23 protein-coding genes are annotated in these 23,651 nt (G+C 33.8%); 15 read left to right on the top strand and 8 right to left on the bottom strand.

The features are described 5' to 3' along the window. Positions 1-289 precede the first annotated feature (289 nt). The 4 genes from ruvB to V1T75_RS10865 are packed head-to-tail and all read left to right on the top strand — an operon-like array spanning position 290 to position 4,855. Complete coding sequence (ruvB, locus tag V1T75_RS10880; protein WP_330488567.1) at positions 290-1,312, top strand: Holliday junction branch migration DNA helicase RuvB; 1,023 nt, start codon at positions 290-292, stop codon at positions 1,310-1,312. A 4-nt stretch (positions 1,313-1,316) separates the two neighbouring features. Continuing rightward, positions 1,317-3,047, top strand: coding sequence for a SulP family inorganic anion transporter (locus V1T75_RS10875; protein ID WP_330488566.1), 1,731 nt, complete (start codon positions 1,317-1,319; stop codon positions 3,045-3,047). An 11-nt stretch (positions 3,048-3,058) separates the two neighbouring features. Then, positions 3,059-4,468 carry an MBL fold metallo-hydrolase gene (locus V1T75_RS10870; RefSeq protein ID WP_330488565.1) on the top strand — a complete coding sequence of 470 codons (1,410 nt, stop codon included), beginning with the start codon at positions 3,059-3,061 and terminating at the stop codon, positions 4,466-4,468. 6 nt (positions 4,469-4,474) lie between these two features. After that, complete coding sequence (locus V1T75_RS10865) at positions 4,475-4,855, top strand: rhodanese-like domain-containing protein (protein ID WP_330488564.1); 381 nt, start codon at positions 4,475-4,477, stop codon at positions 4,853-4,855. A gap of 96 nt (positions 4,856-4,951) precedes the next feature. Here V1T75_RS10865 and V1T75_RS10860 read toward each other — a convergent pair whose 3' ends face one another. Together V1T75_RS10860 and V1T75_RS10855 are read right to left on the bottom strand one after the other, a co-directional pair. Next, positions 4,952-5,623 (bottom strand): hypothetical protein, encoded by a 672-nt coding sequence (locus tag V1T75_RS10860; RefSeq protein ID WP_330488563.1) that lies wholly within the window; start codon positions 5,621-5,623, stop codon positions 4,952-4,954. 151 nt (positions 5,624-5,774) lie between these two features. Continuing rightward, positions 5,775-8,120 (bottom strand): TonB-dependent receptor, encoded by a 2,346-nt coding sequence (locus V1T75_RS10855; protein WP_443082048.1) that lies wholly within the window; start codon positions 8,118-8,120, stop codon positions 5,775-5,777. Positions 8,121-8,705: 585 nt separating this feature from the next. Between V1T75_RS10855 and V1T75_RS10850 the strand changes: the two genes are divergently transcribed. The 8 genes from V1T75_RS10850 to V1T75_RS10815 all read left to right on the top strand — a co-directional run bounded on the left by V1T75_RS10850 (position 8,706) and on the right by V1T75_RS10815 (position 15,769). Further along, a complete protein-coding gene (locus V1T75_RS10850) occupies positions 8,706-9,191 on the top strand; it encodes a biotin/lipoyl-containing protein (protein WP_330488562.1) in 486 nt (161 codons plus the stop codon). Position 9,192: 1 nt separating this feature from the next. After that, entirely contained in the window at positions 9,193-10,629 is a 1,437-nt protein-coding gene (gene accC / locus V1T75_RS10845; RefSeq protein WP_330488561.1) for an acetyl-CoA carboxylase biotin carboxylase subunit, read from the top strand. Positions 10,630-10,671: 42 nt separating this feature from the next. Continuing rightward, complete coding sequence (locus V1T75_RS10840) at positions 10,672-11,184, top strand: DUF7000 family protein (RefSeq protein ID WP_330488560.1); 513 nt, start codon at positions 10,672-10,674, stop codon at positions 11,182-11,184. Positions 11,185-11,322: 138 nt separating this feature from the next. Beyond that, positions 11,323-12,864 carry an acyl-CoA carboxylase subunit beta gene (locus V1T75_RS10835; protein WP_330488559.1) on the top strand — a complete coding sequence of 514 codons (1,542 nt, stop codon included), beginning with the start codon at positions 11,323-11,325 and terminating at the stop codon, positions 12,862-12,864. Between the two features lie 14 nt (positions 12,865-12,878). Further along, positions 12,879-13,430, top strand: coding sequence for a DUF6934 family protein (locus V1T75_RS10830; RefSeq protein WP_330488558.1), 552 nt, complete (start codon positions 12,879-12,881; stop codon positions 13,428-13,430). A 22-nt stretch (positions 13,431-13,452) separates the two neighbouring features. After that, positions 13,453-13,641 (top strand): hypothetical protein, encoded by a 189-nt coding sequence (locus V1T75_RS10825; RefSeq protein WP_330488557.1) that lies wholly within the window; start codon positions 13,453-13,455, stop codon positions 13,639-13,641. 864 nt (positions 13,642-14,505) lie between these two features. Continuing rightward, entirely contained in the window at positions 14,506-14,631 is a 126-nt protein-coding gene (locus tag V1T75_RS10820) for a hypothetical protein (RefSeq protein WP_262510972.1), read from the top strand. 211 nt (positions 14,632-14,842) lie between these two features. After that, on the top strand, positions 14,843-15,769 hold the full coding sequence (locus V1T75_RS10815) for a hypothetical protein (RefSeq protein ID WP_330488556.1): 927 nt from the start codon (positions 14,843-14,845) through the stop codon (positions 15,767-15,769). A 103-nt stretch (positions 15,770-15,872) separates the two neighbouring features. Here V1T75_RS10815 and V1T75_RS10810 read toward each other — a convergent pair whose 3' ends face one another. Both V1T75_RS10810 and V1T75_RS10805 read right to left on the bottom strand, forming a co-directional pair. After that, positions 15,873-16,007 (bottom strand): hypothetical protein, encoded by a 135-nt coding sequence (locus tag V1T75_RS10810; protein WP_330488555.1) that lies wholly within the window; start codon positions 16,005-16,007, stop codon positions 15,873-15,875. 12 nt (positions 16,008-16,019) lie between these two features. Then, entirely contained in the window at positions 16,020-16,256 is a 237-nt protein-coding gene (locus V1T75_RS10805; protein WP_330488554.1) for a hypothetical protein, read from the bottom strand. 1,039 nt (positions 16,257-17,295) lie between these two features. On the opposite strand from V1T75_RS10805, the gene V1T75_RS10800 reads away from it, so the two are divergent. From V1T75_RS10800 to V1T75_RS10790, 3 genes are all read left to right on the top strand, one after another. Continuing rightward, positions 17,296-20,064 (top strand): TrlF family AAA-like ATPase, encoded by a 2,769-nt coding sequence (locus tag V1T75_RS10800; RefSeq protein WP_330488553.1) that lies wholly within the window; start codon positions 17,296-17,298, stop codon positions 20,062-20,064. A 304-nt stretch (positions 20,065-20,368) separates the two neighbouring features. After that, entirely contained in the window at positions 20,369-20,608 is a 240-nt protein-coding gene (locus V1T75_RS10795; protein ID WP_330488552.1) for a ribbon-helix-helix domain-containing protein, read from the top strand. Beyond that, on the top strand, positions 20,601-20,888 hold the full coding sequence (locus V1T75_RS10790) for a type II toxin-antitoxin system RelE/ParE family toxin (protein ID WP_330488551.1): 288 nt from the start codon (positions 20,601-20,603) through the stop codon (positions 20,886-20,888). The genes V1T75_RS10795 and V1T75_RS10790 overlap by 8 nt, the downstream gene beginning before the upstream one ends. Positions 20,889-20,915: 27 nt before the next feature. Here V1T75_RS10790 and arfB read toward each other — a convergent pair whose 3' ends face one another. From arfB to V1T75_RS10770, 4 genes are all read right to left on the bottom strand, one after another. Further along, positions 20,916-21,317, bottom strand: coding sequence for an alternative ribosome rescue aminoacyl-tRNA hydrolase ArfB (gene arfB, locus V1T75_RS10785; RefSeq protein WP_330488550.1), 402 nt, complete (start codon positions 21,315-21,317; stop codon positions 20,916-20,918). Positions 21,318-22,159: 842 nt separating this feature from the next. Further along, a complete protein-coding gene (locus V1T75_RS10780; RefSeq protein WP_330488549.1) occupies positions 22,160-22,813 on the bottom strand; it encodes an ATP-binding protein in 654 nt (217 codons plus the stop codon). Next, positions 22,774-23,406: a nicotinamide riboside transporter PnuC gene (gene pnuC, locus V1T75_RS10775; protein WP_330488548.1), complete on the bottom strand. Its 633-nt coding sequence runs from the start codon at positions 23,404-23,406 to the stop codon at positions 22,774-22,776. The genes V1T75_RS10780 and pnuC overlap by 40 nt, the downstream gene beginning before the upstream one ends. Continuing rightward, positions 23,390-23,650 carry a hypothetical protein gene (locus V1T75_RS10770; protein WP_125345427.1) on the bottom strand — a complete coding sequence of 87 codons (261 nt, stop codon included), beginning with the start codon at positions 23,648-23,650 and terminating at the stop codon, positions 23,390-23,392. Before V1T75_RS10770 ends, pnuC begins: the two co-directional genes overlap by 17 nt. Between the last annotated feature and the right edge of the window lies 1 nt (position 23,651).

The following is a 23,651-nucleotide window of genomic DNA, read 5'->3' as shown; positions in this document are numbered from 1 at the left end:
GGGAGAGTAGGTCGTTGCCTTTCTTTAACAAACCTCAATCTTTGATTAGATTGAGGTTTTTTTTATGCCTTTTTTTAGGAGCTTTAGAGCTGTAATTAACGAATGGTGTTCTTTTTAATAGAGTAAAAATAAAAATGTGTTTTGTTGTTAATGTATAGAGATGATATAGTTTTTTATTGTTCTCATTAACTATCACAACAGGTTATAATATGTATCTTAGCATAAAAATATTGGCTAAGTAACATATATTACAAAGCAAACATCATATTTCAAGTATATTTGCACCTATATGAATGAAAACCTAAACCCTGAAAACACAAACTACTCAAATGAAGAACTAGATGTAGAAAAAAAGCTACGTCCGCTTTCCTTTGATGATTTTACTGGTCAAGATCAGGCAATAGACAATTTAAAAATTTTTGTAGAGGCAGCAAATCAACGAGATGAAGCATTAGACCATGCCTTATTTCACGGCCCTCCAGGATTAGGAAAAACAACGTTGGCGCATATCTTAGCCAATGAGTTAGGAGTTGGTATAAAAGTAACCTCAGGACCTGTGCTAGATAAACCAGGAGATTTAGCAGGCTTACTAACCAACTTAGATGAACGTGATGTTTTGTTTATAGATGAAATCCATCGATTAAGTCCTATTGTTGAAGAGTACTTGTACTCAGCAATGGAAGATTATAAAATCGATATTATGATTGAATCTGGACCTAACGCACGTACTGTTCAAATTAATCTAGAACCATTTACTTTAGTAGGTGCCACTACTCGTTCAGGGTTACTTACAGCTCCTATGCGAGCTCGTTTTGGTATCAGTAGTCGATTGCATTATTACTCAACAGAACTACTAACAACGATTATTCAACGAAGTGCCTATATTTTAAAAGTGCCAATCTCTATGGAAGCAGCAATAGAAATTGCTGGAAGGAGTAGAGGAACCCCACGTATTGCCAATGCATTATTACGCAGAGTACGCGATTTTGCTCAAATTAAGGGAGATGGTACCATCACCATAGAAATAGCGAGGTATGCTTTAAAAGCGTTAAATGTAGATGCCCACGGGCTAGATGAAATGGATAATAAAATTTTATCTACCATTATTGATAAGTTTAAAGGTGGACCAGTTGGGATAACCACTTTAGCAACAGCAGTTGCTGAAAATGCAGAAACAATTGAAGAAGTATATGAGCCCTTTTTAATACAACAAGGATTTATTATGCGAACACCCAGAGGAAGAGAAGTAACCGATTTGGCATATAAACATTTAGGAAGAATTAAAGGAACTAGCCAAGGAGAGCTCTTTTAAATAAATGAAACTACTAAAAAAACTCATACCGATACTAGAATGGTTACCCAACTATAAAAAATCGCAGTTAAGAGGTGATGTAGTTGCCGGTATAACCGTTGCTATTGTGTTAATTCCACAAGGTATAGCCTATGCATTAATTGCAGGATTACCACCAATTTATGGCTTGTATGCAGCCTTAATGCCTCAGTTAATGTATGCTGTTTTTGGAACATCACGTCAAGTAGCAATTGGTCCAGTAGCAATGGACTCCTTAATTGTAGCAACAGGAGTTTCTACCTTAGCATTAACTGGTTCTGAAAGTTATATTGCCATTGCAATATTACTCGCACTAGTAGTGGGGACTATTCAGTTTTTAATGGGAATTTTCCGCTTAGGGTTTATTGTAAACTTTTTATCAAGACCTGTAATAACAGGATTTACTTCTGCAGTAGCTTTAATTATTGGACTAAATCAATTTAGGAACTTATTTGGAGTAGAGTTTGTACAAAGCGATCAAATTCATGTACTATTAGAAGACATTCTCTTCAGACTTAAATATTTTAAAACAAATACAACAATTATAGGTTTAATAGCCTGTGCTATTATTATAATTTTTAGAAGAATTAATAGAAAAATACCCAACGCGTTAATCGTTGTTATACTGGGGATAGTAAGTATCCGTTTTTTTGGGACACAATTATCTGATGTTGCCATTGTAAAAGACATTCCTTCAGGTTTACCTAAATTTTCAATACCAGTAATCGATATAGCTCTAATACGTGAATTGATGCCAATAGCAGCAACGTTGGTTATGGTAGGATATTTAGAAACTATTTCTATTGGAAAAACCTTGGAAGCTAAACAAGATGAGTACAGAGTAAGACCCAATCAAGAACTGGTAGCTTTAGGTTTGAGTAATATGGTTGGATCGCTATTTCAATCGTATCCATCAGCATCCAGCTTTTCTCGATCGGCAATCAATGCAGAATCGGGTGGAACTACAGGAGTTTCCGCAATTGTTTCTGCGATTTTAGTTGTATTTACCTTGCTTTTTTTAACCCCAGTTTTTTACCACTTACCTAAAACTATTTTATCAGCAATCATTATTGTTGCAGTTTTTAACCTGATTAATGTAAAAGAAGCCAAAAGATTATGGAAAGCTAATAACCTAGATTTTTGGTTACTCTTAGCTACTTTTTTAGCTACTATTTTCTTCGGGATAGAATACGGAATTTTAATCGGCGTAGTTTTATCGTTAATTGTTTTAATTTTTAGAACCTCAAGACCGTATGTAGCCGAGTTAGGAAAAGTACCAAATTCAGACTTCTATCGTAATAAAAACAGGTTTAAGGAAGTTATTCTAGATGATGAAATTTTAGTGTTCCGTTTTGATGCACAGTTGTTTTATGCAAATTCAAATTATTTTCGTGATAAATTGGATGAAATGGCAGAAGAAAAAGGGAAGGCATTAAAATTGATTGTATTAGATGCAGAGAGTATTAACAGAGTAGATAGTACTGGGATAGAGATGTTAAAAGAACGTATTGTTTATTTTAACAAACACAACATTCAATTTTATTTTGCAGGAGTGAAAGGGCCTGTAAGAGATGCCTTTTTCAGAGGAGGTTTATTAGACGTTGTAAGTTTAGATCACTTTTTTATGCGTGCCAACGGTGCCGTAAATTTTTATAAAACAGGAGATAATCAAAATCAGAAAAAATACGCACAGTACATACACCAAGCGTATAAATAATATATAATATCATGAAAATAGAGCAAATTTATACAGGTTGTTTAGCACAAGGAGCCTATTATATTGAAAGTAATGGAGAAGTAGCAATTATAGATCCGTTACGTGAAGTTGATCCTTATATAAACAGAGCTGAAAAAGATGGCGCTAAAATCAAATATATTTTCGAAACTCACTTCCATGCAGATTTTGTAAGTGGTCATGTTACGCTAGCTGAAAAAACAGGAGCGACAATTGTATACGGACCAACAGCAAAAACAAATTATGAGGCTCATATTGCCACAGATGGAGAAGTATTTACCTTAGGAGATATTACTATTACCGTATTACATACTCCAGGACATACCATGGAGAGTGCTTCGTATTTATTAAAAGATAAGAATGGGAAGAATCACGCAGTTTTTAGTGGAGATACCTTATTTTTAGGTGATGTAGGGCGCCCAGATTTAGCGCAAAAAGCAGCAAACTTAACACAAGATGAATTAGCAGGACTATTGTACGATAGTTTACGCACAAAAATTATGACCCTTGAAGATGATGTAATTGTATATCCAGCACACGGAGCAGGATCGGCTTGTGGTAAGAACTTAAGCAAAGAAACAGTGGGTACTATTGGAGATCAAAAGAAAACCAATTATGCATTACGTGCAGATATGACCAAAGAAGAGTTTGTAAAAGAAGTAACTGACGGATTACTACCTCCACCTGAATATTTTCCTTTAAATGTTAAAATGAATAAGGAAGGGTATCAATCTATCGATGAAGTTATCAAAAGTGGAGCAACAGCTCTATCAGTAACAGATTTTGAAAAAATGGCCAACGAAACAGATGCGTTGATTTTAGATGTACGTCATCAATCCGAATTTATTAAAGGATTTATACCACAATCAATTTTTATTGGTTTAGGAGGAACATTTGCACCATGGGTAGGCGCATTGATTAAAGATGTTACACAGCCAATTTTATTAGTGACTCCAGAAGGAGAAGAAGAAACCACGATTACACGTTTATCTCGTGTTGGTTTTGATAACGTGTTAGGATATTTAGATGGAAGCTTTTTAGCTTGGAAAGAAGCAGGAAAAGAAGTAGACATGTTACGATCTGTTTCTGCAACTATTTTAGCAGAAGCAGTTACGAAAAAAGCACCTGTTTTTGATGTTAGAAAACCAGGAGAATACGCCAATGAGCATATTGTAGACGTACCAAGTACCCCATTAGACTTCCTAAACGATCATATTGAAGAGTTCCCAACAAAAGAAGACTTTTATGTGCACTGTGCTGGTGGATACCGTTCAGTAATTGCAGCGTCTATTTTAAAAGCAAGAGGATTCCATAATATAATTGATGTTGCAGGAGGATATAAAGCGATTAAAGAAACTGATATTCCAAGAACAGCTGCTGTTTGTCCATCAACTTTAAAATAGGGAAGAATGAACAAAGGTGTTTTTTTAGTAGGTTTATTTTTAACAGTGGTATTGTCATGTAAGCCACAAACCAATGAAGGAAAAGATATCACGGTAGAAAATTTACAAGTAGTTTTAGAAAACGAAAATAGCATACAGTTATTAGACGTTAGAACCCCAGAAGAGTGGGCTGGTGGAGTTATTAAAACTCCAATTAAAATAGATATTACAGGTGAAGACTTTGAAGGAAAGGTTTTAGAAAAGTTAGACAAAACACAACCTGTATATATTTACTGTCGCTCAGGAGGTAGAAGTAAAAAAGCTACGGAACTCCTAGCCAAAAAAGGGTATGAAGCCTACAATGTTTTAGGAGGTTATCTAGAATGGGCAGAGAAAAATAAAGAATAAAAGAAAATCCCGAGCATTTGCTCGGGATTTTTCTTTGTTACCAAACTGTATGATGTTCTCACTTTTCATATTCAAAGCATAGAGTTTTAGTTTGGTTTAGTTGTTTACAACTAAGAAGTAATCACTTTTATTCCCTCCTGTTACTTGTCCATAATAAACAAGGCCTTTATTCTTTACATACCATCGTTTTGAATTTGATTCTATTTGTGAAAGTTCTTTACCATTTAAAGATGTAGTCATGATTGATTTTAATTCTACTATAAGACTTTTTTGTCCTAGGGTGTCTTTAAACCTAGCGCTAGTAGTAGCATCACTTTTTATTGAGTATCCTGATTCCTTTATATTGAATTCAAGAGATATTGGTTGTAACTCCTCTGAATTGGGATACCATATATTATTTTTAATATTGTTCGCTTGAATCTTTTGATTGTTTATGTAAAGAGACTGTTGAATGATTTCAATTTTATTACTCTCTATATTTTCAATCCCACTATATATTGGTGTCGAATCCTTTGTCATAAAAACATATTTCATTTGAATTCCCTCTTGAGAATTATTACTTCTTTTAATATTTTGTAGAAGAATAATTTCTGAGTTGAGATTGTTTTTACTTTGGAAAGTTCTGTAATTTAAATCTCCCAGTTTAGGGTTTATAAAATATTCTACAACATTTTTTTTCGTATTTTCTGTTTTGAATGATAGAGTTGTAGCCAAACCAAAAAGTCCTCCAATGATAGCTATTGTAGTTAGTTTTTCTTTTATTATCATAATTATGAGTATAACTTGATTGAGAGTTTAAGTTTTATTTAATAGCCAAAAACTCATCAACAACGAAGTTAGTTTTTTAGAACTTAATTTTCAAGAGTATAAAAAAACCGAGACAATTGTCTCGGTTTTTTGTTTTTCTAGCTTTTCCCACTTAAAATTTTAACGTTGCACCTACTAAAAAATTTCTAGTAGCTTGCGGATAGTATCCAGCACCGTCAAGAGTGGTTGTCGTTCCAGGATTGGACCATGTGTCGTCATACGTGTAATAGTAGCCCCTATCAACATATTCTTTGTTAAAAATATTGTTTACTAACCCAGTAAGTACAATCGATTTAAAAATCTTATTAGTTTTAATTTCATAAACAATGTTTAAGTCACTCGTAAAGAACCCTTCTAAGACATCTAAACCAGATACTCTACTATCTAGGTTACTCATAAATTGTTTTCCAACATATTTAGATAAGAAAGCAATTTGTACATTGTTAACTGGTTGATAAATCAATGCATTTCCAAAAACGATGTCAGGAGAAAAAGTAATAGGAGTATCTCCTAAATTTTGTAATTTTCCATTAATTTCAGCATTGTAATTCTTATTAATGTTCTTACTAAAAGCAATGTTAGGACGCATAGATACTTGTTCAGATAAGGTAACATCTGCATCAATTTCCAGTCCTAAACGATAACTACTACCACTAGAAGCACGTAAAGGTTCTCCAGTATTTGGGTCAATAACTCCAGTAAGAATTAACTGATTCTGATAATTCATATAGTATACGTTTGTGTTTAATCGAACTGTTTTATTAGCCAAGCGCCAACCTAATTCATAATCATCTAAGCTTTCGTGTTGAGAATTACCACCTTCAAAATCATTTCTATTAGGTTCTCTGTTCGCTTTAGCATACGAAGTATATATACTATGTTCGTCGTTTATTTTGTAAGTAAGTCCGAATTTTGGATTGAAAAAGTTATAATCCTTATCCACGTCAATAGGAATTCTATCAGATGTCAACCCTTTCGTTTGATAATTTACAAATCGTCCTTGTACATCAACAAACGCTTTAAACTGATCAGAAAGACTAAACGTAGCTTTAGAGAAAATACTCAAATCTGTTTTTTCAGAAGTACTGTCGTAGTAATGGTCATTAATGTTGGTATTCGGAGCTAAATCACTTCCCCAAATAATTTCTCCATAATGGTCGTTATTATAGGTACTGTACGAAACTCCAGAAATAATTTCTAACTTGTCATTTTTGTACGTAGCATTCCCATTAGCAACATAAAAATGATTGTCTAACCACCTTCTCACAATTACATCGCTTCCATCAACAATTAAACCATCATAATCAGCAGCATCACTTCCTCCTTTAAATTGCTCGTAATACCCTTTACCACGTGTATAATTTAAACCAATATTGGTAGTCCAGTTTTCAGAAAGTTTTTCATTCCAGTGTAACTGATAGTGATCTTGCCAATAATTATCGGTTTCATTATCGTAGGTATACGGATTTTGACGACGATTTTCTTTTAGTTCCTCAGGAGTTAAACCATACCAAGCTTGATAGGTTCTTTCTTTACCTCCAAAAACTAAAGCTTTAATCAACGTATTGTCATCAGTATAGCTACCTTGTAAGAAATACGATTTTAAATCGGTGAAAGCTCTATCAACATATCCATCAGAGTATATGTTAGATAAACGTCCCGCAAATTCAAACCCATTATTTAACTTACCAGTAGTAAACTTTACGGTGTGCTTTCTTGTTCCGTACGAACCAAAAGCATTTGAAATTTCTCCACCAGCTTCCTCAGAAACGGCATCGGTTAAGATGTTTAAACTAGCTCCAAAAGCTCCAGAACCGTTCGTAGAAGTACCTACCCCACGCTGTAATTGTAAACTTTGTGTAGACGAAGCAAAATCTCCCATATTAACCCAAAAAGTTCCCTGACTTTCGGCATCGTTATACGGAATTCCGTTAATGGTAACGTTTACACGAGTAGCATCCGAACCACGTACACGAATATAAGTATATCCAATACCAGCACCCGCATCCGACGAAGATGTTACTGACGGTAAATAGTTTAATAATACAGGAATGTCTTGCCCTAAATTACGTTTTTCAATTTCTTGTTTGCTAAGATTTGAGTGCGTTACAGGCGCATCTGCTTTTACACGAACGGCAGAAACCAATACTTCATCTAAAATGGCTTCATCAGAAGTTAACTGAAAGGTAATTTGTTGATTGTTGGTTATCACAACCTCTTGTAAAAGGGGATTAAAACCAACATGAGAAACTTTAAAAACATAGGCTCCTTTTGATAGCTTTAATGTAAAATCACCATTAAAATCGGTAGCAGTTCCTTTGTTAAGAGAGGCAACAGTTACCGTAGCACCCACCAAAGGTTTTTTGTTGGCATCAATTACTTTACCAGATAAAGTAAACGTTTGTGCACTTGCTGTTAGTGTTGTAAATACTACAAGTAAAAAAGTGACTGTTTTCACTTTCTTTATCGCAGGGCGATAGCCAAACATAATTTTTTTCAGACTTGTTTTTAAGCTGTTTTTAGCAAAATAACATTCTGTGTTTATTAATTGTGAATGTTGATTGAAAGACATCGGTCTCATTTTATAAAAAACAAAATCGAATAAAAAGAGGTAATTATTCTTTAGTTAAACATTGAATAATTAAATTATGAGCGTAAAGCATAGCTTTATTTTTGCACTCGCTAAAAAGGTCTACCAGACCTTTTATTTACGCTCGCTTCCCTAAACAGCATTACCTGTTCCAGGTTCGTTGGGTATGATCTCAGCCTATTTTTAATTATGAGTTATAAATGTTGAATTTTAAGTTAACTAACAACTATTTACTAAACACTAATAACTCAAAAGGCACCCCTTTATGAGAACGGTGCAAAGGTATATATGAAATATGAATTAAGAGCGATAAATAGTGGATTTTTCTAGGATTATTTATAAAAGAACGGGAAGTTATTAAGTAAGTAAAAAAACATTCTTATGAATTTATAGAGTTAACTCATGCATTCCATCGTAATTTTAATATTTTAGTGGTGAAAATATCAGATATTTATGAGTAAATCTTTTAAAACGAGCGTTAATAAAACGCATGATTTTGACTTTACTGAAGCGCAAATAGAGGCGTTAGATATAGTAGAAAAATCAAAAAATAACTACCATGTACTTGAAGGCAACCAATCGTATCAAGCTACCATACTTCAAACAAATTTCAACAAAAAAACATACACCGTTCAAATCAATGGAAATACCTATGAGGTAAGTATTGCTGATGAATTAGATATGTTGATTGATGAGTTAGGGTTGGAAGTAGCAACCGAGAAAAAAGAAAACGATATCAAGGCTCCAATGCCTGGGTTAATTGTTTCTGTTGATGTTGAAATTGGTCAAGAAGTAAAAGAAGGTGACGGGATTTTAGTATTAGAGGCCATGAAAATGGAGAATACCTTACAAGCACCAAGAGATGGAATCGTAAAATCGGTTGCGATACAAGTGGGGGATAAAGTAGAAAAGAATACGGTTTTAATAGAAATGGAATAAGATGAAAAAGATATTAGTAGCAAATAGAGGAGAGATTGCATTGCGTGTAATGCGTACAGCAAAAAAGATGGGAATTAAAACGGTAGCGGTTTTTTCAGAAGCAGATAGAAATTCTCCACACGTAACTTTTGCAGACGAAGCAGTATGTATTGGTCCTGCGCCATCGAATCAATCCTATTTATTAGGCGATAAAATTATTGAAGTAGCGAAGGAGTTAGGTGTAGATGGAATTCACCCAGGATACGGATTTTTAAGTGAAAACGCAGCCTTTGGAGAAGCGGTAGCAAAATCAGGAATTGTATTTATAGGACCGAAAACCCACGCTATTGAAGTGATGGGGAGCAAATTGGCAGCAAAAGAGGCTGTGAAAGCTTATGATATTCCGATGGTTCCGGGCATTGATGAAGCAGTAACTGATGTAGCCTATGCTACAAAAGTAGCGAATGAAATTGGCTATCCGATTTTAATCAAAGCCTCAGCAGGAGGTGGTGGAAAAGGAATGCGTGTCGTAGAAAAAGAAGCCGATATTAAAGAACAAATGCAGCGTGCAATTTCAGAAGCAGCATCAGCTTTTGGAGATGGTTCTGTATTTATAGAAAAATATGTGGGTTCACCACGTCATATCGAAATTCAAGTGTTGGCAGATGCTCATGGAAACGTAGTACATTTATTTGAACGCGAATGTTCGGTACAGCGTCGCCATCAAAAAGTAGTAGAAGAAGCGCCATCGAGTGTGTTGACTCCTGAAATTAGAGAAGCGATGGGAGCAGCAGCCGTAAGAGTTGCGAAAGCCTGTGATTATTTAGGGGCAGGAACGGTGGAGTTTTTATTAGATGAAAATAAAAACTTCTACTTCCTAGAAATGAACACACGTTTACAAGTGGAGCATCCAGTTACGGAACTCATTACAGGAGTAGACTTGGTAGAGCAGCAAATAAAAATAGCAAGAGGAGAGGAGCTATCATTCTCACAAGAAGAGTTGCAAATTAACGGACACGCGTTAGAATTACGAGTGTACGCTGAAGACCCGTTAGACAATTTTGCACCGAGTATTGGCGTGTTGGAAACCTACCAACATCCGAAAGGAGAAAATATTCGTGTAGATGATGGTTTTGAAGAAGGAATGGAAATTCCTATTTATTACGATCCGATGATTTCTAAATTGATTACCTATGGAAATACACGTGAAGAAGCTATCGAGCTAATGAAGCAAGCCATTAGTAATTATAAGGTAAAAGGAATAGAAACTACGTTGCCGTTTGGAAAGTTCGTATGCGAACACGAAGCGTTTACTTCAGGAAATTTCGATACTCATTTTGTAAAGAAATATTATACCCCTGAGTTGTTAGAAGCAGGATACGAAAAAGAAGCAAAGATTGCTGCACAAGTTGCCTTACAGCAGTATTTAAAAGAGCAACGTATTTTAAAAACTTGTTAAGTATAAGGTAGGGTATTATTAATCTGTGTTAAATGTTTTTATATGAAGAGTTTAAATGATTATGTAGCAGTGTATAAAGAACAACTTCAGAAAGGAGAGATATTAATTGCTTATAATGAATTGGTGAAGTTTGTTATGAGATTAAGAACAGACTTTATGAAAAACCTTTCTGACCAATATACTTTTGCAGGAATTCTTCATGGATATATGGACTATACCTACTTTTATTATTCCAATGCATTCTTAAAGAGTAAAAAGTTAAAGTTTGGATTAGTGTTAAATCACTTAGAAATGAGGTTTGAAGTGTGGCTTTTAGGAAACACTTTACCTATTCAAAAAAAGTACTGGGAATTATTGAAGTCAACAAAGTGGCATAAGGATACAGAGGAAATGCCGAAATATTCAATTATTGAAGCAGTTTTGGTTGTTCATCCTGATTTTAATGACCTGAATAGATTGGCAAAGCAGATAGAAACTAAAATGATTCGGGTTTCTGAGGAAATAGTAGCATGTTTAAGAAACGACCTAGAAGTTAAAAAGAAGATACAACAATAATAGTTAAAACAATTTGCGTTAGGGATTGTAGCGACATCCTTTTGTTGTGAGTTCGAGTTTGCGGAGCAAGTATCGAGAACCAACAAAAGATATAGCGGAAAGCCCGACCCTTGGGGAACGCCCAAAAAAAGAATATAGATGAAATCTAAAATAGAAGCATTACAACATAAACTTACCGAAGCAAAGTTAGGAGGCGGACAACAACGCATTGACCGTCATCATCAAAAAGGAAAATTAACCGCTCGTGAGCGTATCGATTATTTCTTAGATGAAGGTTCTTTTGAAGAAGTAGGTATTTTAGTAACGCATAGAACGACCGATTTCGGCATGGAGAATCAGAAATTTTACGGTGACGGAGTGGTTACTGGATACGGAACGGTAAACGGACGCTTGGTGTACGTATTTGCACAAGATTTTACGGTATTTGGAGGTTCGTTATCGGAAACACATGCCGAAAAAATCTGTAAGATTATGGACTTAGCCGTAAAAGTAGGTGCACCATTAATCGGATTGAACGATTCTGGTGGAGCACGTATTCAAGAAGGCGTACGTTCGTTAGGTGGGTATGCCGATATTTTTTACAGAAATGTACAAGCATCGGGAGTCATTCCGCAAATTTCAGCGATTATGGGACCTTGTGCAGGTGGAGCAGTGTATTCTCCAGCGATGACCGATTTTACCGTTATGGTAGAAAATTCAAGTTATATGTTTGTTACAGGACCTAGCGTAGTAAAAACAGTAACCAATGAAGAAGTTACTTCAGAAGAGTTAGGAGGCGCAAGTACGCATGCAACCAAATCGGGAGTTACGCATTTAACAGCAGCGAACGATGTACAATGTTTGGAAGATATTAAAACCTTGTTGAGTTATATGCCACAGAATAATCAGGAAACCACGGCAAAATTACCATTTGAATTAGGAGATGAAATTAGAGAAGAGTTAGCCAATATTGTTCCAGATAATGCAAACAAACCGTATGATATGCGTGCCGTAATTGATGGTATTGCAGATGCGGATTCGTTTTTTGAAATCCATAAAGATTATGCGGATAATATCGTAGTTGGATTTGCACGTTTAGGAGGAAGAAGTGTGGGGATTGTTGCCAATCAACCGATGAGTTTAGCAGGATGTTTGGATGTAAACAGTTCTAAAAAAGCAGCACGTTTTACCCGTTTTTGCGATTGCTTTAATATTCCGTTATTGGTATTAGTAGATGTACCAGGATTCTTACCAGGAACCGACCAAGAATGGAATGCGATTATTACCAACGGAGCAAAATTATTATATGCGTTGAGTGAAGCTACCGTGCCAAGAGTAAGTGTAATTACCCGTAAAGCCTATGGTGGAGCCTATGACGTAATGAACTCAAAACATATTGGAGCCGATATGAACTTTGCATGGCCTAGTGCAGAAATTGCGGTAATGGGAGCCAAAGGAGCGAGTGAAATTATCTTTAAAAAAGAAATTGCCGAAGCAGACGATCACGAAGCAAAACTAGCGGAGAAAGAAGCGGAGTATGCCGATAAATTTGCGAATCCGTACCGAGCAGCAGAACGTGGATTTGTAGATGAGGTAATTTTACCACAAGACACCCGTAGAAAACTAATCAAAGCTTTTGCCATGTTAGAAGGTAAAAAAGTAGAACGCCCAAATAGAAAACACGGGAATATTCCTCTATAAATTAAAATAAATCTATGATTAAAATTGATTTAGACGATACATTTGATGCTAATTCAGCTAGTGAAGATTTAAGTAGGTTTACATTTAATTCTGAGTTGAAAAATGAAGCCATAGTGGAACTACACGTTTTAATTAGTAAACATCCTGATCCATTATTACCAGATGTATATAATCTAGCGTTTGGTCCTTTAGGAGATGATAATGAAATTGATGATGAAATTATTTTATCTCATCGAAATGTTAATAAAGTATTTTCAACAGTGCTTTTATTTGCAATTACATTTTTAGAAAATAATAGGGATGAAAATTATTTTATAGGAATAGATGGTTCTAATGAAATTAGAGCGAATTTATATCATAGAATGTTTAGGTATAATTATAATAGTCTTTCTGATACGATTGTTACTGTAGGAGTTGATTGGTATGTTAAACTTTTAAGAAATGGCACAGATATTGAAAGGGATAGTGACGGAATACCCTTATTTAAACCAAGACCTGAACCTTTTGATTTAAATAGAAGTCCAAAAGATTTATATAGGTATTACATGTTTTCTTTAAATAATTAAAATATATTATTATCTTTGTGATATGAGACAAACAGTTCAAAATAAGATTACTAACCTTAAAGCTTTAGCTAAAGGTAGTACTTCTAATTCTATTGCTAAAAGCTCTTCTAGAATGGTTAATGATAATTTATCGAAAGCTATTCGTAGTGAAAGAGATGCAAAAGTATTTAGAAAAGAACTTACTATTGCTTTTAAATTAGCAAAAGAATAAGAACAAAACAAAAAATGTATTAATAAATATAGTAAAGCCTACTTTTTTAAGTGGGCTTTTTTATTGTTTGATGTTACTAAAAATATTAACTAGTGTTTTTAGTAAAAGCAATAAAATGGCTCGATACATCCGAAACTTTTTTTGAAGTGTTGTTTTTTTAGGTTTGGTAACTATACGTGCTTTTGATATTAACAAAACTTGTGCTAAGAAGTTGAAAAAGTGTCCTTTATTTTGGTTCGATTTCTTTGCTTGTCGAAAGAAATCGAAGGTTCATGAACTCCTATTAAAAATACATAAAGTGCGTAAACTAAAATGAATGTACATAATCACACAAAAAAACGTCATTACGAGCCTTTCGACTTAAGTTTATCTTGAGCGACAGTGAAAGGCTCAAGACAGGCTAAAGGCGCAGTAATCTTTAAGTTTTTAGTTCGAAATAAACAGCTTATTTCAGTCGTACCTCCTTCGTAATGACGTTAGCTAATAAAAGTTTGATTTTATAAAGGAGTTTTTCGAAGCCCTTTTACGCAGAATAGTCTGAAAAAGCGATGAGACTCAGAGGCTTTGCCTCGCATCGTTTTTCAGGCCTTTTTAAACAAGGTTTAAAAACTCCTCGTAAAAGTGTCCTTTCTTTTGGTTCGTTTTCTTTGGACAAGCAAAGAAAATGAAGACGGTAGTTTATTGAGTAATACCATTAAGTATAAAGCTACTCTATACTCAGTTTAATATTACATTAATGATAAAAAAACAACTTTTATGACTTAAATAGTTGGTTTTGAGGGTTTCCGTAAGAATGTGTGGTGTTAATGTTTTAGGTTTATGGGAGATTGTAAAATCAACTAACATTAAATAAAGTAAAAAGTTATGGCACTTAAACCAGGACCAAAAAGGATAGCAAAATCAACTGGAAAACCAGATCAAAGACAAAGAGATAATAAAGATACACCAGGAAACACGCCATCATTAAAACCATCAAAGCGTAAAAAATAAACATTTATAATTTTATGAAAGTCTAACATAGTAGGTTTTAACTAATATGAGGATATAAAAATTGCCAAACTTTATAGTATCCCATGCTTTTATTAGGATAAAAGAACTAAAATTTGAGATAAAACGAGTTGGTAATAATTTAAGAAGTATCTACTATTAAGTAGATTAGGAACTAAATTTTTATTTTTAAGAGTATTAACAAGAAAAAACAATGAAAAATTATATAGCTACATTAGTTTTAATATCAATATGCGCTTTAGGATTTGGACAAGAATCTTTTAAAAAAGTATATGAAATACCAAACACTATAACCTATTGCAATGGACCAAATATAACTTTAAAAAAGGTGTCAAAAATAAAATTTAAAGACTTAACAGATAAAGAACAAGATAGTATCAGAGCAATTTATCCGTTAGGTTCAAAATTAAATTATGAGATAGAAAAAAATATTTTTGGAAAAAAAATAAAGGTCTTTGACACTACAACAATAGATGAAAAATTTTACTCAAGACAAGTAATTGAAAAAAAAGAGAACATTACAAGAAATGGAATTAAAGGGTTTGTGAAATTTGAAAAAAATAAATTAATTGTTAATCCTTATTTGACAAAAGATAGAAATGGAGATTTTGGAAAACGAGATGTCTATTTTTATGAACTAGAAAATAGACAAACTATAAAATTAAATTTTAGAGAATGGACAGTTTCTGCCCTTACAATACCATTTAAATATAGATTTAAAGATAGAGATGCAGGAATAAGTGAGGAATTTACAACAGATTTTAATGCAAATTTATTTGTAGGAAGAACTTTTTATGGCAAAACATCTTTTTTTTATCGAAAAGACGTTGGAAATATATCGAATACTTATAAATGGACTGGAGGTTTACTCATAGGCGCATCTACTGTTACTTTAAATGCAAGTAATACTTCAAGTGCAAATATACCATTAGATTCAGACACAGAAATAGTCAAAGGATTGGGAACAATCGGATTAGGTTTATCTTTTAGTTATAACAAGATAAATCTTGGAGGGTTTATTGGTTGGGATTACAGTGTTGGAGATGATGCTGAAAAATGGAATTATAATAAAGAGCCTTGGATAGGGTTTGCATTAGGATATTCTCTTTTTAAATTTTAAAAAACTACTGCCAACACCGTATAAAATTAATTGTTAGTATAAGCTACTTACGAAAATCCGCTAGGATTTTCTATTCTGTTTGAATTTACTATATTGAACTTGCTTAAAAAGGAAGTAGCAATTGATTAATTTTAGGCTGATTCTTACTCGCATCTCTATAACCAGTTGTAAACTCCTTTAATACCGCAGGATTATCAGGAAAAGCCCACATCGCATGACTTTTAATACGATGATACACACGACTAGCATTTTACATTTCTATCAACACCTTTTGTGTTTCGACTCCTTGTTTTGCCAAGGTACTAACATCGGTAACTACCGTATCTGCCGCATCAATCTGATGTAAAAAAGCCGCCGCATACTCGCTCGTAAATCGGGTATTGAAAGCAGTAAAACGCTCCAAATCTTGCGTAAATAGGTTGTAAATTGTTCGTGCGCTTTCAGCTAAAAAAGCATCTGATCCTTTGAATTTTCTTCTTGCTTCCATATTAATATTTAATTTAAGTTACACGAGTGTTTTTAGGGAAGCGTAATACACGCTACCCTTAGGTAATTCTTAGAAACAACAAGATTATAGCAGCAGGAGAGCCCCTTGCCACTAGTTAAAAATCCATAAAAAATTAGATGGTTTTAGCGATACAATCATAGCATTTTGTTAGTTTCTTTTTCTTAACCACTTCTAAATTATAGTGTTGGGTATAAAAAACAAATGAGATGGTCAATTTCTGCTTTTTTTTAACAGGCAGACTATCAGAAGTATATCTTTTATACTAGAGTTGCGAATACTTTTTTTATGTACTGTCAGTTCGAAACAGCATACTTTGATTAAAGAGACTACTAAAAAAGCACCCCGTCATAAGCAGGCAAGCCAAAAATAACACCGCAAGAACCGTTAAAATTAAAATCTGTTTGAGCGATAGCGAGTTATTTTAATTTAGGTTTGTGGATGATTATTTTTGAGTGCAGGATGGTTAAGGCTAGATTTTTTGTCTTGTTTTACCTTGAGCGCAGTCGAAAGGTTTTCATCAATGGAAAAAGAATAATAGCTTAGAAAAAGATTTTTCTATGTAAAATCTAACTCGTTAATATGTAGACCGAGAGCGTTGGATTGAATCCATACAGATTTAAGAGCGGGAGGATAGCCGCAGTATCAGCGACCCGTACCGTGGTGTTAACGGAGCGTGCCGTGATATCAGCGATCCAAAACCGTGATATTAAAGAACCGTTACTACTCTAAAAAACAACTTTTATAACCTAAATAGTTGAGCTTATGGGATTCCGTAAGAATGTATAGATACTTTGTATTAGGTTCGCAAGAATTGTGAGAGCAACTCACTTTTATAGTTAATTAACAAATAACAATAACTCGTTAACAACTTTATTTTTAATAAAGTATTGGTTTTGATGTATTTGATAGTGTATAAAAATTGCTAAACGGTATGATATCCCATGTTCTTATAGGGATAAAATAGTTAAAGTTTGGTATATAACGAGTTGTAGTTGTACTGTATTAAAAAACAAACTTTATGAAAAAAAAATACCCTAGAGGTTCTGAGTGGAGAAAATGGGATTTACATGTACATACACCAGCATCTATTTACCACAGATATGGCCCAGAGACAGAAGCTACTTGGGAGAATTTTATAAAAGATATAGAAAACCTTCCTTCTGATTTTGCGGTATTAGGAATAAACGACTATTTCTTTATTGATGGATATGAGAAATTAGTTGAGGAAAGGAATTCAAATAATAGATTAAGTAACATAGACTTAATCCTGCCAGTAGTAGAGTTTAGAATAGACAAATTTGCAGGAGTTGACTTTGGCAAATTAAAAAGAATCAATTTGCACGTAATTTTTTCGAATGACTTGCCAATTGAGACAATAAAAAGTCAATTTCTTCAAACACTAGAACAGAGTTATTCTCTTGAATCTGGTGAGCAATGGACAAGAGCAATAACTAGAGAAAGTGTTGAAGAATTAGGTGCTAAAATTAAAAGCGGAGTTCCTCCAGAACAATTATCAAAATACGGAACTGATTTAGAGGAGGGATTTAATAATCTTAATGTAAGAGAAGATAAAATCTTTGAAGCTCTACAAAGAGACTGTTTCAAGGATAAATATATTGTAGCCATTGGTAAAACAGAATGGGCAGAATTAAAATGGACTGATGCTTCCATTGCAACAAAAAAATCAGTCATAAATAAAGCTGATATTGTATTTACAGCATCAGAATCCATCGAGGCTTTCGATAAAGCAAAAGGACAACTTACAGCACAAAAAGTAAATAATTTACTTCTTGATTGCAGTGATTCCCATTATCTATCTTCCGCTACCGATAAAGACAGAATCGGAAATTGTTTTACTTGGATTAAAGCTGACCCAACTTTTGAAGGTCTTATTCAAATACTTTATGAGCCTGAGGAAAGAATAAGTATTTCTAGTAACAATCCGAATCTCGAATTTGATAAACCATTTTTTTCTCAATTATCAATAAGTGATGAACTAAATATTTTCAAAGAAGAAGATGATATTCATTTTTCAAAGAATGAAAGTATTCCATTAAATCAAAATCTTGTAGCAATAATTGGTGGTCGTGGAGAAGGTAAAAGTATGTTAACAGATTATTTAGCGAGTAGTTTCATTGGTCAAGAACATTCCAAAGAAGGTGTTTTTAATAAAAATGGAGTTTTAAAACTATCCTACCAAAAATCAAATCAAACACAAACAGATTCTATTGAATTTGAATTAACAGAGGAAAAAAAAGCTATTGATTTCATCTACATAAATCAAGGAAGACTCAAAAATCTTGTTGAAAAAAAAGATAAACAGTTCCAACTTGCAAACTCGATAAGGAGATTAGCAAAGTTGAAGCAACCAGAGTTTAGTAGTGATTTAGATAAAAATGTTCGTGAATTGATTAACGAGTTCCACGAATTACAAAAATTCTTTGCTGTACAAAATGATGACGGAAATTTTATAAACTCAAAAGAATTTTTAGAAGCTCAAGAAAAGTCAATTAATGATTTCATTAGTAACATAACAACTAGCGAAAATAAGGACAAGCTAGAAAAGTATTCGGAGAATTTACGAGTTAGAAATAATCTTAATTCTAAATTAAAAGAGCTTTCTGAATTAGAAAGTGAGATAAAAAACTCAATTGAAAAGCTCAATGTTAAAATTAATTTAACGAATGGAGATTTAGATAAAATTTCTAAAATTGAGCTTTCTGCTCTTAAGAAGCAATTTGATGAAATCATTGAATGGAAAGCAGAAATTGAGAAAAAAATAGCTGAAATATCTAAAACAATTTCAGAAGTAAAAGAAGAATTCAAAGACTACAAAGGTGATTTAACAACTCTTTTAAACGATATTGACAAGTTTCAAAAAAGCTTATCTGATATACGAGAAAAAATCTCGGATTCTAAAATAAAGAAAGAGAGACTTGACAAATTACAGTCTATAATTTTTAAATCTTCAGATGAGGAAATTTCCCTAATCGATGAAATAAAGAAAGATTATGAAAAACAAGTCAAAGAACTAATTAGTAGTTGGAATGATTTTAAAGACGTGGATTCTAAAGACTCTCTAAATCCTTCGCAAAAAGCAATAATGAAAAATCTATTGACTGACCTAGAAATTGAAGTCAAAATAGATTTTGATATTGAAAAGTTCTATGATGAAATATACCATTGTATTGATGGAGCGAAATGGAGAATAAAAGGAAATAGAGAAGCTCAAAAAAACTCATTTGAAGTCAAAGATTTGGATTCATATTTTGAATTTTTGAAAAACAAATATTTAGAGTTTTATGTTAGTGATGGAATTCATAGTAAAACTTTAAAATCTAAACTTTTCTTTGAACCTGAAAGACAAAAATATCTCAAGGTATTTCCTATTTTAAAATATAAAGGAAAAGACCTGAATAAAATATCAGTTGGGCAAAAAGGAACCGTTTATCTAAAAATGATGCTTGCAACAGAAGCTTTTTCTAAACCCATAATTTTTGACCAGCCAGAAGATGATTTGGATAATGAATTTATAATGCAAAATTTAATATCACTTTTTAAGGAACTAAAACAATATAGACAAGTAATAATTGTAACTCATAATGCGAATCTAGTAGTCAATGCAGACGCTGAACAGGTTATCGTTGCCTCAAATGAAGATGGTTATCTTCAATATTCTAGTGGAAGTTTAGAAGATAATGAGATAAACTCGAAAATATGTCAAATTCTAGAAGGTGGTGAAATAGCTTTTGAAAAAAGGCGTAGGAAATATCAAAAAATCGGATAGAAATAACGTAGCACAACATTGTGTATAAGTAATAGCGGTTTAAGTGGTAAAACGTATAAAATGAAGGTCATTGCAAAACCGAAAGGTTTGTGAGTAGAAATCCGCTACTACTCATACACGTAACCTTTGGTAATAATAAACACGAACATTGTAAATTATTTCATAAGCCTAAAACCGAAATTTTTTTCGGTTTTCTTTTTTTTCAGCCTGTTGTTTTTTAGCATCCAAACGTTTGGCAATCGCTGCTTTCGAATAATTTTAAAATGATTCGTTTTTGGTGTATATTTACATCAAAACAAAAATTATGGCAAGGCAAAGTATTTCCTTAACGGAACCGAATGACGAATGGCTAAAAGCCCAAGTAGAAACCAAAGAGTACGCAAGTAAAAGTGAATTGGTAAATGATTTGATCCGACAAGCTCGAAAGCAACAAATCGAAATAGACTGGATTCGCGCTAAACTTGAAAAAGCCGAAAATAGTGGATTTACCAGCGACAGTAAAGCAACCATTTTAGCACAATCGAAGTCTTTGTTAGATGGCTAATTACCGATTAAGTAATGAGGCTAAAAACGACCTAATTAGCATTCACCAGTACGGAGTCAAAAAATTTGGGATAGTTCAAGCAGATACCTATTTCAATTCGTTTTTTAACTATTTTGATGTTATTGCCAAACAACCCTTTTCTTTTGAGTCGGTTGACTATATAAAAAAAGGCTACAGGCGTTGTGTTTGCGGAGTTGACAGTATTTACTATAAAATGAATGGACACATTGTTGAGATTATGGCAATTGTAGGAAAGCAAGATGTGAATGAAAAACTGTAGTAACATCTTGCAAAATTAAGAGCTATATTAAAACCGAAATTTTTTTCGGTTTTCTTTTTTTTCAGCCTGTTGCTTTTTAGCATCCAATCGTTTGGTAATCGCTGCTTTTTTAGGTTTGGTAGCTTTGCGTACTTTAGGCACTACTAAGGCTTGTGCTAAAAGGTTAAAAAAGCGTTCGGTAACCAATTCTTTATTGCGGTGTTGTGAGCGGCTTTCTTGTGAGCTTAGTATGAGTGTGTTTTCTTTAGAGAGTCTGTTAGCTAAGTTTTTAAGGAGCAGTGCTTTTTCTTTGTCCGAGAGTCCTAACGAGTCTTCAATAGTAAAACTTAATTCTACTTTAGAGGATACTTTGTTTACGTGCTGTCCGCCCGCACCAGAGCTTCGTACGGCTTTAAAGTTGAGTTCTTTTACAAGTTGTTCTTTGTTCATAGTGTTTGTGAATGCATTAAGGAATTAACTTCCAATGTCAGTTCGAATGGTTTTTATCAAGTGCTAACGAGATAAAAATTATACTTCGGCTACGCTCAGTAGCCCTATCGAGAACTATTCCAGCGTCTAAGTCCAGAATTCTCGATACAAATAATGCTCTTTTCAATCGCAAAATTCACTCGAATTGACAGCTTTAAAATTTTAGTCAACCTACTTTAATAGGTGCTACTGTATTCCTGTAAAAACAGGAGTTTCAAATATAAATAATCTATTGTTGTTTGTAAAGGGGCGTGAATAGTTAAAGATAAAAAGGAAAAGATTACTTCACGATTACTTCGACTGTACTCAGTGTCCGTTCGTAATGACGCAACTTGTCATTTTGAAGGAGTGTGCGACTGAGAAACCGCAAGGCTCAGCGGAGCTAAATCTTTTAGTTGAGAGTTAGGAGTTTTAAAGGGTGTTCGCTACTAGAATTAAACAGATTTCTCGTTATCTCTCGAAATGACGGGATGTTTTTAGGTTCGTCATAACGAGGAGTGCTAACGACGTGGTTATCTCACTTGAAAGAGTACTCGCTGTTCATTTTGTCTTGAAACAAAACGAACCAAAAATTCAAGAAGATTTAAATGAAATTTTTGAGAAGTGTCTCAAAACTGCTGATACATCTATCGCTTCATGCTTTTTTATTACTTCGTAATAACGCACTTCCGCTTGATGTATAGCTATTTCTAAAAATCTTCAGGTTGAGAGTAGGAAACTTTAAATGATGGTAGTTACTCTTATTGGTGAGATTTCTCCCTCTGGCGAAATGACATGAAATAAGGAATGACGTTTAGCGATATTTACATATCGTAATTAGGTGTGTCGGGTGATTGGTGCATAAAGTGCATGTCTAAATCGGTAAGAGTGTCGGAAAAAGAGTATAAGTTTTCTTTTTTAGTGAGTAATTCATCAATAATTGCGACCGCTTTTTTCAATCGGGTTTCTTTGTCGCCTTTTAACAACACATACGGACGGTTGTATTTTTTCAACGCATTTTCAAAGGCTTTAAACATTTCCAATCGTTGCTCAGGTCTGTCGCGTAAATCATCGGCTTCCCAAGGCGTATCGATATAGGTTAAGAAATAAATATCGTAAGTATTTGCAATGGCAGCCTCGTCTAATTTCGGGTCTACGAATCCGCCATAATACTCTTCAGAATATACTTTGGTTTCCAATAAATCGGTATCACAGATGAGTACTTTATCCGCTTTTTTAGCCAATTCATTTTCCAAGTCCATTTGTCCTTCAGCAATCGGAATTAAATCATGTTGCTCACAAGTTTTACGTTCGTTGTTCCACTTATCTTGCAAGTATTCACGCGCAAATTCGGGAGCCCAAACGGTATTATAATGACGTGCTAACTGACCAGAAAGGGTTGTTTTTCCTGTGCTTTCAGGTCCAAATAATACCACCTTTACAAGGTTGATGGGTTGTTGTGTAAGTGCTTTTTCCATGCTAAATATCCTGCAATTGCTATAAAGGTAAATAATAAATATTGAAAACTGGTAAAGGTAAATCCTTTATAAAAATAGAGAGGAACGGAGATGATATCACCAATAATCCAATAAATCCAGTTTTCTATTTTTCGTTTTGCCATGAGCCACATTCCTACAAAGAAAATGGCAGTAGTAACGGTGTCTACATAAGCTGTCCAGCTTGTCCATTTATCAAAAATGGTATACACAGCATAGACAAAAACTAAGGTGGCTACAAATATGGCTACACTTTGTTTTTTTTCTTTAGAGGTGGTTCTAGAAATAGGAGTTACATGGGTGGCGTCTACTTTTCGTGTCCAGATATACCAACCGTATACACTCATCATAAAGTAGTACCCGTTAATCATCATATCGCCTAATAATTCCCATTTTAACAAGAGGTACACAAAAATAGCAGTGCTTATCATCCCCGTAGGGAATACCCAAATTTTATTCTGTTTTGAATACCAAACGGATAAAAACCCAAAGATAACAGCAATAATTTCTAGCCAAACATCAATAGGATTGTAATCAGCATACTGCCCAAAAAGGAAATCAAAAAGTTGGCTCATAATCGCTACGATCGGTTTTTACGATTTTCATGAACAGCAATCCGTTGTCAATCAATTCAAAAGCATTTTTCAATTCAGAAGTCACCAAATGCATCACGGTATCATAATCTCCATATACCTGTGTACTCAAAGGATTCTCTAATACGGTTAATCCCGAGGCTCTTAATTTTTTGATGAAATTGATAATTGGTTCTTCAAATTCGTTCTGAAGCGGACTTAAGGTTAGTTCTACGGATATTTTCATG

This window comes from Tenacibaculum sp. FZY0031 (assembly GCF_036350695.1).
Lineage (GTDB): Bacteria > Bacteroidota > Bacteroidia > Flavobacteriales > Flavobacteriaceae > Polaribacter.
Note: the sequence above shows the minus strand (reverse complement) of the source record. Positions and strands in the feature narration are given on the sequence as shown.